At 50.4% G+C, this 11,814-nt stretch carries 8 protein-coding genes and 1 pseudogene; 2 read left to right on the plus strand and 7 right to left on the minus strand.

The annotated features are described in order from the left end of the window. Positions 1-58 precede the first annotated feature (58 nt). Positions 59-781 (minus strand): annotated as a pseudogene (locus ABZJ92_RS17755) (ESPR domain-containing protein); the annotation flags it as partial. Positions 782-1,019: 238 nt separating this feature from the next. Between ABZJ92_RS17755 and ABZJ92_RS17760 the strand changes: the two are divergent. Further along, a complete protein-coding gene (locus ABZJ92_RS17760; RefSeq protein WP_001421454.1) occupies positions 1,020-1,163 on the plus strand; it encodes a hypothetical protein in 144 nt (47 codons plus the stop codon). Positions 1,164-1,713: 550 nt separating this feature from the next. On the opposite strand, the gene iutA is transcribed toward ABZJ92_RS17760, so the two are convergent. Genes iutA through iucA form a run of 5 tightly spaced genes read right to left on the minus strand, consistent with a single transcriptional unit; the run spans position 1,714 to position 9,663 of the window. Beyond that, on the minus strand, positions 1,714-3,909 hold the full coding sequence (gene iutA / locus ABZJ92_RS17765) for a ferric aerobactin receptor IutA (protein ID WP_011069568.1): 2,196 nt from the start codon (positions 3,907-3,909) through the stop codon (positions 1,714-1,716). A 5-nt stretch (positions 3,910-3,914) separates the two neighbouring features. Further along, on the minus strand, positions 3,915-5,252 hold the full coding sequence (gene iucD, locus ABZJ92_RS17770) for an NADPH-dependent L-lysine N(6)-monooxygenase IucD (RefSeq protein WP_000750135.1): 1,338 nt from the start codon (positions 5,250-5,252) through the stop codon (positions 3,915-3,917). Continuing rightward, on the minus strand, positions 5,249-6,991 hold the full coding sequence (gene iucC, locus ABZJ92_RS17775; RefSeq protein ID WP_001015713.1) for an NIS family aerobactin synthetase IucC: 1,743 nt from the start codon (positions 6,989-6,991) through the stop codon (positions 5,249-5,251). The genes iucD and iucC overlap by 4 nt, the downstream gene beginning before the upstream one ends. Then, positions 6,991-7,938, minus strand: coding sequence for a N(6)-hydroxylysine O-acetyltransferase IucB (gene iucB / locus ABZJ92_RS17780; protein ID WP_001287501.1), 948 nt, complete (start codon positions 7,936-7,938; stop codon positions 6,991-6,993). The genes iucC and iucB overlap by 1 nt, the downstream gene beginning before the upstream one ends. After that, on the minus strand, positions 7,939-9,663 hold the full coding sequence (gene iucA / locus ABZJ92_RS17785) for an aerobactin synthase IucA (RefSeq protein WP_001403387.1): 1,725 nt from the start codon (positions 9,661-9,663) through the stop codon (positions 7,939-7,941). A gap of 135 nt (positions 9,664-9,798) precedes the next feature. Between iucA and ABZJ92_RS17790 the strand changes: the two genes are divergently transcribed. Beyond that, positions 9,799-10,992: an MFS transporter gene (locus ABZJ92_RS17790; RefSeq protein WP_000074477.1), complete on the plus strand. Its 1,194-nt coding sequence runs from the start codon at positions 9,799-9,801 to the stop codon at positions 10,990-10,992. On the opposite strand, the gene ABZJ92_RS17795 is transcribed toward ABZJ92_RS17790, so the two are convergent. Next, the coding region (locus ABZJ92_RS17795) for a shiE (RefSeq protein WP_250543923.1) at positions 10,942-11,814 on the minus strand (873 nt) is incomplete at its 5' end. The two genes, ABZJ92_RS17790 and ABZJ92_RS17795, sit on opposite strands and share 51 nt — an antisense overlap.

The raw sequence follows: 11,814 nt of genomic DNA on the forward strand, positions 1-11,814 counted from the left end.
ACGGGAATATCTGCGGCAGCGGGCTTGTAATGGGTTAAGTGATAACAGATGTCTGGAAATATAGGGGCAAATCCAATGAGTCCCATTGGGTGACCTCAAATAGACTAGCACTTAACAGGTCATGGCTATATGCTGAATTTGTTGAGATTTTGGATTCACCATTAATAAATGATGTTCCTCCAGAGCCAGCACGAAAACCTATGATTTTTTTTGAACCGTCAGAAGTGACTATACCGTAGCGTTCTAATGCATCAGAATATGTTGTAGGGTTGGTCTCTGCCGGGGTGGCACCTACTGTTTCCACAACAAATTTATTTAACCTCTGAATCTCAAAATCATTGGAATTTCTTCTGTCAACAACCTTGTAAGAAGACTGAGCGTAAACCTGAGTTTCTGCGGCCTGAGGGTTCTTTTTGTTATGTGCAACAGTAACACTATAAGAACCTCCTATTGCGGTAGCTGCGCCACTCGCTGCTGCACCAGAAAAATCCGGAATTGAGAGATTATGGAAAGAGAATTTATCTCCGTTTTTTAAAGTGATTGTTACGTCTGTTGCTCCGGGCTGGAAAATACCTTTATTTTGTGCAAGATCAAGATAGTCTCTCGCCCATACATTTGATATATCAATATTTGCTGCATTTACTGTACCTGCAACAGCCAGAGACAACATTGTTGCTACAAGTTTTCGGTTTGTTTTACCAGAAACTCTTTTCGCTAATTCAGAAACAGCAATGAGTCCGCCAGTGGCAGCACTATATTTAAGGGAGTATATTTTATTCATATATTCTCTCAACTCATTTATTGAATGAACAAAGTATTAAGAATTAAAATTATTAGTAACGGTTGGTTACTAACAGCTTGCTAAAAGTAACAGTTCTATATTGTAAATATGTGACAATGTTCTCATTAATGATGAGAGATTATGTGAATCAATACTAATTGATCGTTTTTTGTTTTTTTTTGCCCAATGTGGGGAGGGGTAATGTTTAATATTTCGATATGATCGAATATCTGTTCGCATGGAACATCGTTCAGTGATTCACGACGAATTAGCGATCGACCACGATGCGATTTTGCAGTGTGCCGAAGAAGTTCTCCATCACTGCGTTATTCAGACCGTTTCCTTTGTGCGGCATATTTTGTGCTACTCCATGGGGCTTTAACTTTGCCTATAGCCTGCCATTCGATATTGCCAACCCTGATCCGTATGTAGCTACGGGGCATCCTCCGGGCCGGGCACTGACGATGCATCGTGCACCATCGTATTAACAATCTCCATTACCGGACTTTATGACAGGCGCAGGAGAAAATCTCCCGGTTAAACTGAACGGAGAACCAGCGACAGGTACCTCTTTTTACCCTGTAGCAAGTACTCTATAACATACTCCCCCATTTTTCGTTGGCCTTCATTGCAGCAAAGTTCCGGCTCAGGATATTGGGCGCAGATCATCCTCTCAGGAATTTCAGGATCTGCCAGACGGTGCTGAGACGACGCTTACTTGTAAGGTTAGTTTTCAGACGGACAATGAAATGAGGATATGCGATAAATTTCAGTCAAAGATCCATAAAACAGACATAATGTTATTCAGTGGTGAACAGCCCATTCCGGAGACGGAATATCTTGTTAAGGCTGTATATTATACTGGCTGTAAACAACATGGCCACCAAGGACCATGTTGTTTACAGCATACCCTTGTTGCAAAAGCATCCCCGTCAGAACAGCACTGAGTAGTTCAGACCAAAGGTTCGGCCCCGGCCTTTGTAGTCGTACAGTGAAGCAGGGCCGTAACCCGGGCTGTAGTACAGAGGTGCACGCTGTCCCCAGACAGTGGTATAGTCACGGTCGAAGAGGTTCTCAACGCTGAAGCTGAGTGTTCCCACCGGAAGCTGCCAACTACTGATAAAATCGACGGTAGTGTAACCATTAATATCGTTACCCTCTGCATCGCTTACGTCGAAAGAAGTGGTGCTCTGTACACGCAGACTCCACGGTTCCGGCGCCCAGTTAATGTAAGCTGTCGCTTTCGATGGACTTGATTCCTTCACGTCATATTTTTGCCATTGACCGTTCACTTTCGACTCGGTTTTCAGCACATTGAAGTTCACACCGGTACTCCAGTCAGTATCCGGGATCAGGTAGTCCACCGCACCTTCCACGCCGTAAATACGGCGCCTGTCGTCCTTCACACTGATGGTCAGATCTTTATTCCTTTCCACGCTCTTATTGGAAAGCGAGTAATATGCCGCGATTTGAGTCCGCAGGTTGTCACCGATAAAGCGCCAGCCCAGTTCATAAGAATCGACTTTCACGCCTTCCAGCTTACTGTCGCTGACGTTCACGCTCTTTGTCAGGGGAAGATGGCCGTTCACTGCTGCACCATAGATGCCGCGACCATAATATTTCCCCGGATCCGGCAATGCCACCCCCTGGGAAAAATTGAACCATGCCTGCTGACGTTCGGTGATGTGCATCAGCAGACCAGCATTGAACAGAAAGTTATCGTAATCTACCGAACCACCAGGAATGGCGTCGGCAGATATCGCCTTCCCGGTAGCAATCTTCTGTTGCTGCGTGTAGTCGATGAAATCATCTACCCTGTTCTCAGTATACTGATAGCGTACGCCACCGCTAACGGTAAAAATATCATTAATGTCATAGCTGGATTGCAGGAAGGCCGCCAGATTGGTGATGTCATATGACGGATAGCGCCCGGTGGTGTAAATCTTATGGTTGTTCAGCCCTCCGGAAGCACTTGCCTGAGCCAGATCGAAGAACATCTGGTTGGAGGTAAAGCGCTCATGCTCAGCATCCAGCCCCCAGGTGATTTGCCAGCCGTCCATCAGTTGGCTGTTCAGAGTCAGTTTCATGCCGTACTGGTCGGTATCCTGCTGTGACGAGGAGAAAGCCGTCGCCTGTTTATTCGCATTTACCGTCGGGAACGGGTAGTACCGCAACGACTCATCGCGGTAGTAAACCTGACCGACCAGTTCCTGTCCCAGGAAATCACTGTCAGAGTACTGCAGGCTGATCAAATGCCGCTCAGTGCCGGGAATGCGGTCAGAATTCAGCCCCTTACTGACGTATGGTGTGCTGCTCCCGCTGATGGCGGAAAAGCCTTTCCCGAGATTAAGCCCGTAATTGTCGTCTCCCTGACTTTTATAGTACTGCGTTATCAGTTGAAGCTGCCGGGATTCATCGATGTTCAGCGTACCGGTTCCCATGATGTCCAGCCGATTGGAGTGCTGCAGGCCGGTCTGGGTGTTATCAAGCAGGGTGGCATCGCCGTTACCGTCAAACCAGCCGCCAAATTTCTGATATGCCACGGAAAGACGTCCGGAGATATGGTCATTTCCGCCGGAGACAGCACCGGCAATGCGCTCATCGTGATCTTTACTGCTGTTAAAGCCACTTTTTGTGCCAGCCTCAAACTCCATCATGGTTTCCGGCTGACCTTTTTTGGTCACGATGTTGATCAACCCTCCGGTACTCCCGCCACCGTACAGGGCCGTCGCGCCGGAGATCACTTCAATATGGTCGATATTAAAAGGATCGACAGAGTCCAGTTGTCGGCTGTCGGAACGTGAAGAGTTGAGGCGCACACCGTCAATCAGGACAACCAGCGGGCGGCCACGCATGTTCATACCGTAGTTGGTTCGACTCTGGCTGCTGACATCAAGGCCGGGGATTAACTGAGCCAGTGCGTCTTTCAGCTCTTTACCGCCCTGAATCTGCTGCTCCAGTTCGGCATTTTCGATAACCCAGGTGGTTTGCGCCATCTCCGCTACAGTTCGATTGCTGCGGCTGGCAGACACTATGATCTCATTATCATCGTTTTGCTGGGCGACAGCTGGTGACAGCACGACAAGAAGCAGCGGACCAAGAGCCCGGGGCATATACTTTTTGCGCATCATCGTTATTCCTGAATATTTGCTGTATAGTGAGTTAAAGAAGCAGCCTCCGGCTGTGGTTTTTTCCGGCTGCCGCTGCGCCACTGAATCAGTGCGGGCGGCATACTGAGATCGAATAAATCACGCCCCAGTACGCGATTAAGAATACGTGCAGATCGCCAGGCCATCAGGCTGAGCTGGGGTTCGGCGATGCCATGAGTTTGCATGCTGGCGTTGACCGCAAAGATGTTATTTTCTTTCGGGCCACTCCATTCCAGAGTGAAGTCATCACGCACTTTAAAGGTGTTCTTATCGTGCATGGTGATCAAGGGCATCAGTGAGGGAAGTATTTGTGGCAATGCAGAACGGTAACCTGTGGCGAAAATCACCACATCACTTTCCAGGCTCTCTCTGCCCTGATCCAGATGATGTTCCATCAATAACCTCCAGCCCGGACCACTACTTTCCAGAGTTGTTACCGAGCGACTGGGTAGCAGACGGATATTTCTTGGTTTTCTCAGAACTTCAAAACGGTGGTACAACTCACGATAAATGGTCAGTAAAGAATCGGCAGTGATGCCATCCGATGTCATTTTCTGCTCATCCAGTAACTGATGGCGAATATCTTCCTTCAGTCCGGAGAAGCCTGAAATATATTCAGGTGTAAAATACTCATCAGCAAAAGCAGCCTCATCCAGTGCGTTAAAATTATTACGCCGTGAGACCCAGTTTATTTCCGCCGCTTCTCCCCATTCCCCGCGTAATGCATTAAGGAACAGGTCTGCACCACTCTGTCCTCCACCAACCACGGTTATCCGTTTTCCACTCAGGTCCGGCCGACGAAGATTCATTTCACTGGCATGGAAACAGGATTGTGTCACATGCTTCACACAGGGTGGTAAATAAGGTTGTTTTCCTGTACCAAGGCAGATATTGTGGGCAAAATATTCTCCCCGACTGGTCTGAACCAGAAACAATCGACTTTTTTTGTCGAAATCAATATTTTCAACGGTATGACTGAAATACAGGTTATTCATATCTTCAGCAGCCCAGCGGAGATAGTCAGAAAACTCTTCACGGGATACTGTACGTAGCCTGCTTGTAAGGAAGCGATAGAACTTTTTGTGCTTCACCAGATAGTTAACAAAGCTGTAGGGATTTGTAGGTGCAACTGCACTGACCAGATCTTTCAGAAAGACGGTCTGCATATGACAATCCGGTACCAGCATACCCGGATGCCAGGAAAAATGAGGATGTTCGTCAAAGAAGAGACAGTTCAGTTCTTCGATCTGATGTGACAATGCAGCAATGCTGAGATTAAATGGCCCTGTCCCGACACCAATAAAATCGACACTTTTTTTCATGATTCATATTCCTGAGTTACCAGCCACAGCGGATTTTGCAGATTCTCAAGGTAATTCGGCAGCATGCGACTGCCGCCATCCAGGTCCGGCCAGGTCAGTTTTACCGGGTTCAGCACCACGCGAATGATTTGTGGCCTGAAGAGTGAGAAAAGCGCAAAACGCTCTGCCATTTGTGGATGTTTGTTCATGTAATCACTCAACACTGCTGCCAGCAGTTGATAAAATCGCCTTTCAGGTACGCCAAGACGAACCATCAGTGGCGAAATAAAACGCAGTACTGTCACGAAGTGACCCGTCTGCAAATCATGGATTAAGTAGTCCGCACTCAGACGGGATGTGACATCACGCACCTCCTGAGGCAAAGAGTCCATTTCGGGAAACGCTTCTTTCACCAGCCGCATATCGCCCTGGAAGTCTTTCAGCAGAACACGCTGTGGTACCCCCTCTTTCATGGCGAGCGTTATATTTTGTCCGTGTGCAATAAGCGCGACACCGTAGCGGCAAAGCAGGTGATACAGCGGAACCACAACCACCCGGAACAATTGCGTAAGCCAGGTTTCAGCGTCCAGTCCGGAGCGGTCGATATATGCGCCTGCCAGCGGCTGATTGTTTTCGTCGCACTCCATCAGTGTTGCCATCAGAACAGGACTTTCATCCGGTTTCAGCCAGCGGCACGGATTCTCCCGCCAGATAACACCAAGCATTTCCTGGTAGCGATAGGGAGCCCGGGCAAGCGCGGCATAGCCTTCATGGGACACATAGCCTGCAGCCGGTTCACCAAGGATCACTGCGCCGCTTTGCACCAGGGTGGCGTCGGTCGCAAAAACCTGTTGCAGCCAGCGTGAAGCCAGTGGTCCGGCAGCGATATATCTGCCAGGGATCCCCCGGTAGCATGAGGTATTGTAGATGGTCAGCGGCAGCTTGATATCCAGCCCTCCCCGGCGGCTGGCGTTGGTCAGGGTACGCAGCGACTGCTGGGCGAGCCACTGGTCGCCAAACTCGCCGAGAGACACCATCCTGCCTTCGGCAAAATCAGCGATGAAGTCTGTGGCGATTTTTTGCTGCCACTGCCACGGATGTACCGGCAGCGGCAGCCAGTTGTGATCCAGCCCGTTTTCCTGCCAGACCTGACTGAAGCGTGTAAACTCCTGCGGATCCATTGCGGCAGTCAACAACTGCTGAATATCCAGATCGTTATCGCAGCGCCAGATCATATGTTCACGTTTTACCGCCAGCCAGTGCAGTCTGAAGGTGTTGGTATACTCTGGCGCATATCGTTCCAGCGCCTCTTTGCCCCAGCCACGGCGACCTTTATTAAAAACGAATTTAGGATGACCGCTCAGCAGGCATTGCAGACGATCGGCATCAAGATTAATCAGGTCACTGGCACTCAGTCCGCGACGGGCCTTCAGCAGTTGCAGGTCGCCCAGTAGCGTGGCATACAAATCCTGCATATGCTCTGCAACAGTGGCATCACTCATTGACAGCACCGGCTTTAGCTGCATCAGCAGCGTCTGCGCCAGTACTGGTTCGTCCGTGCAGCGCAACGTTTGGGCATCAATCCACAGCCAGCCCCAGATACCACGTTCAGCGATGAAGCGCCATTGTGCTCCCGGCAGGTTAATGCAGTAGTGGTCATCGCCCTGAGATTCCGCGTGGAAAACCTGCTCATACTCCATCTCAGACAACATTTTTGCCACCAGCCGACGGTTAACAAAATCCCAGTCCTTGTGATTCATTACAGACCGACCTCCGTGAAGAAGTGATGACGATCCGCCATCACCATGCGCGAGCGCTTATGTGGGAAGTCGAACTCTTTAATTGTCCGGTATCCCGCAGGCTCAAGATGGCGGAACAGGCGCTGGTTATCGGTGCGTGGCTCCAGTACTGTGCGCTGCGTACGGGGCTCATCCAGCAGCAGGTAATGTGTCAGCCCGCGCAGCCAGCTTTGCACATAGTGGGCCCCGCGCCATTGCTGTTCACCAACCAGCAGATGCAGGCCACGGTCAAAGGGCTGCCACGAATAGTGACGACCAATGCGGTCTTCCGCCGCCCAGTAGATTTCGAAATAGCTGAATGGCCGATCGTCGAAGCACCCAATCAGCGGGAATGCATGTTTACCGGTGAGCTGGCGCTCCAGATAGGCGGTCTGTACCTCCAGTGAGCCACTTTGCTCCCAGAAATACTCAACGCGCGGATCATTCATCCAGCGGGTGAAACGTTCTGCATCAGAAACGGGATCGGCAATGCGGAAACTCAGCATCCTGCGAATACGTGGATCGTAACGGCGGTAAACCTCACCCTGTGGACGGGGTGGGCGCTGCGGGAAATAAATCTCACGCTCTGCATCAAAAACCATTTCACCGGAGGCCCGGTTTGCCGGTGAACTCAACCATAACGGTAACTGCCAGAAGGCAGTACGATGGATAATGTCGCTTTTTACCTGCCCAAAAAGCGTCAGCGCCTGTGGCTCCTCACGCCATTCGGCCCAGGGGAGAGCCACTGCTGACAGTTGTGGTGCGGCGATAAATATCTGATCCAGCGCATCGCACAGCCACCCTGTCGGCAGCTCCCCGGGACAGTGCAACACCGCGCTATTGTCCAGTCCCCAGCCAAGATTCAGGGGCTTGTCGAGTTTTTCACAGCGCAGTCCATATCTGCTGTGAATAATGTTTGCCTCAGACATTCAGACCTCCTGAGCCTGCAGCGGGTTAGCGAAATCGAAATAGATCACCGAAGGGTCAACAATGGTGTTCTCGTTATGATCGTTCAGATAACAGAAAAAGTTACCTTTTACGTTCCAGTACGGACTTTCCAGCACGTAGTTGAGACAGGTTTTATGAGTCACCTGATCACGCACTTCAGCCAGCGATGCTCGTACACGAGCCATCAGATTCGATTCGCTGTCCAGCCCGGCAGCCCCCAGCGCAGCGGTCACAGCAAAAGTGGAGTTAACCAGCAGGTAATAAGGGAAATAGCGCAGCAACTGCTCATGGGTGAAAATATTTTCCGCCTGCGCCTCGCCAATAGAATCGAGCCAGTCTGTCGCGTGAGGCATAAAAGCGCTGCCCTGACAGTCACGGTAAATAAATCCGACCGGCAGATCCCCAAGCATCTGGACAAGAATATTTTGCTGATGCGCCAGCAGCACCAGGCCGTAATCCGCTTCAGCCGTAAACAGCGGCTTTAGCACTTGCTGACAGTATGCATCAACCCATGCATGGGCGGCCTGTTGCACAGTGATACCGAGGCGATCGCTCAGGCGTTTTACCGCCGAAACCAGCAGCGAATCACCGCCATCAGGTGCGGCCTGAGTCAGGGAGACCAGTACGTTAGTCTGGCTTTTCGGCTGATCCACCAGCAGATTTTCACGCAGGGCAAACAGACTTTCCTGCATGATGTTGCCGTTAAGATCGAGCAGCCCGGCCCAGCCATCCTCCTGCATTACCCGGAAAGTCGGGAAGCGGACCTGTAGCATCTGCCAGCCGTCGGTTTGAGCCAGGCGTGCCAGGCGCATCCCACGCTTCACTTCTTTCACGGACAGAGTACGGATGGAGTTGGTCAGCCGTACGCTCAGGGAGAACTTGATCATATCGCGGCTGGTGGCACAGTAGAGGGAACGGGAAGAGGTGGTCGGCAGCCACGACGTGCCGGCCTCACCTAAGTCTTTAATCAGCCCTTTAGCAACAAGTGCCTGGCACCACCCCTGCTGCAAAAGATATTCCCCCTGCCACGGGTGCAACGGGAACAGCCATTGGTTGTCACTTAATTCGTTGAGTAACTGAGGCGCATTCTCTGCGGCAAATCGCGTCAGCCGCTGTTGAAGGTTGAGATGCAAACTTTCACCGGCGATTTGCGTTTTATCCACCGAAAACCACCGCAGTGGGAAGTGGGGTGCCATATCAGGCAGGTAGCGTTCAGCCTCCCGCCGGTTAAACGGTTCATGAGACTTAGGCGCAGGGTGGAAAGCGTGTCCTGTCAGCAGCGCCTGCTCAGCCTCGCCAAAATTCAACGCTTTTTCACGCAGAGCGGCCCAGTCATGACGGGCATCAATTGCCTGTTGCGTATGGACATGGCTTTCCAGCACGCGCTGGTGGAAAGTTTCGCAGAGGGGAACGGGCAGAAACAGTTGATGGCGTAGCTTATCAATAATAAGCCGGGAGAGAGTGGTAAAGTCGACAGGATAACTGCCTGATGCCGTGACCAGACGTGCAGGAAATGCAAAGCGGTGATGCTGGGTTGGGGAGAAATAAGCCACTCTGAAATGGAGCGATTTCTGCTCATCCAGCGGGATGAGCAATTCGTCTGGCGGGTATTCTGTCAGTTTCCAGTCTGTGGTTTCACGAATCAGTGCATTCAGGAAGCACTGCGCAGCCACATCTGTGGCTGGTTTTTCAGAGGGCAGGGTCATAGTCAAACAGCTCCCACACAGTAAAATAATAACAATTATGTCAATAATGATTCTCATTATCAACAATAAATGTTATTGTCAGATAAATTAATTTTACAAATAAACACAATTAATACATGGAGTTGAAACATTATAATGTCACCAGGGATCGAAGATACGCCCCAAAAACCACTGTCCTGCTGGCCACTTGCGTTCAGTGCCGGGCTTCTCGGTATCGGACAGAACGGTCTGCTGGTTGTGCTCCCTGTTCTGGTCATACAGACAAATCTGAGTCTGTCTGTATGGGCTGCCCTGCTGATGCTTGGCTCAATGCTGTTTCTGCCATCGTCCCCGTGGTGGGGAAAGCAAATTTCCCGTACTGGCAGTAAACCTGTGGTGTTGTGGGCTCTGGGAGGATATGGCATAAGCTTTACCCTGCTAGGGCTGGGAAGCGTGCTGATGGCTACCAGCGCCATAACAACAGCGGTGGGACTGGGAATATTAATCATCGCCCGGATCGCCTACGGGCTGACCGTGTCGGCAATGGTGCCAGCCTGTCAGGTCTGGGCATTGCAGAGAGCTGGAGAAGGGAATCGCATGGCCGCTCTGGCAACCATCAGCTCCGGCCTGAGTTGCGGCAGGCTATTCGGGCCGCTGTGCGCGGCAGCAATGCTGGCCATTCATCCTCTGGCGCCACTGGGGCTGCTGATGGCAGCCCCAGTGCTGGCGCTGCTGATGCTGCTGCGGTTGCCCGGCACACCACCACAGCCCACACCGGAGTGCAAGAGCGTCAGTCTGAAGCGGGATTGTCTGCCTTATCTGCTTTGCGCAATATTACTGGCTGCGGCGGTGAGCATGATGCAGCTTGGACTTTCGCCTGCCCTTACTCGCCAGTTCGCTACGGATACCACCGCCATTAGCCAACAGGTGGCCTGGCTGTTGGGTCTGTCCGCAGTAGCTGCGCTTATCGCGCAGTTCGGGGTACTCCGTCCGCAGCGCCTGACTCCGGTGGCCCTGCTCCTGAGTGCCGGAGTGTTGATGAGTGGTGGTCTGGCTATCATGCTCTCCGAACAGCTATGGTTGTTTTACCCGGGCTGTGCAGTGCTGTCATTTGGAGCAGCTCTGGCAACACCCGCTTATCAACTTCTACTGAATGATAAGCTGGCTGATGGCGCAGGCGCGGGCTGGCTCGCTACCAGTCACACACTTGGCTATGGACTGTGCGCTTTGCTGGTGCCGCTGGTATCGAAAACAGGTGTCGCAATCGCGCTGATTATGGCAGCATTATTTGCAACTATATTATTTACCATTGTGTCTGTATTTATCTGGCATTACCGTACTATCAAATAAAGATATGATCATCACCTTACTGGAGTAAATCAGAGGATATGAGAGAGGACCTGCGTCTGATGAAAGCATGTCAGGCAGTGTTCTGGCTTGCTGCCCCCGCCCATCAGGTATAGTGAATTCAACCAGTTGCTGCGGTGTAATCTCCATGATTCTTTCGTGCAACAACCTATGATCCCGTTTACCATTAATATTCAGCGTTGCTCTGTTATTAAATTTCATTCTGACAAGCCAGTCAGCTTTTATTCCGGGAGTCTGCGCTGCGCGTTCAAACAGGTCATAAAAATCGCCTTCACGATCAGAAATTGACAATACATGGGTATCAGGGCATTGGCGAGCCAGTTCTGTTGCTTTATTATATCCTTCAACCCAACGCCAGGTTTCTTTTTCACTGACATGTTTTTTATGAAGTAAATCATTGCAGATTTCTTGTCGGGTATTTTTACTGGTTTTTAATTCATCCCTGAACCACTGATAGTCATCATAAACACCGAGGCAAACACCTGACTCACTGATGACGAGTTGAGGATGAAGAAATAAGTTTCTTTCATCTTTATGTTTTTTGGGACCAACTCCTTGTTTTTCTTTCTGACCAGAATAATTAAGTTCTGTTGTATCCTGTAAAACTAAAACTCTTTTAAACTGCTGAGCTCTTTCAGTGATATTTTCTTTGTGAGGAGTCATGATTTTATTAGCAGAGACTTTATCGTTTGAAAAACAACGATAAGCTGCCTTTGTTTCACTCCAGGGGTAATGCTGCCAACTTACTGATTTAGTGTATGATGGTGATTTTAAGGTGCTTGCGTGGCTTCCATTTCCATCAGA

The organism is Shigella sp. FJ200513 (assembly GCF_040495915.1).
In the GTDB taxonomy this organism is placed as follows: domain Bacteria; phylum Pseudomonadota; class Gammaproteobacteria; order Enterobacterales; family Enterobacteriaceae; genus ECMA0423.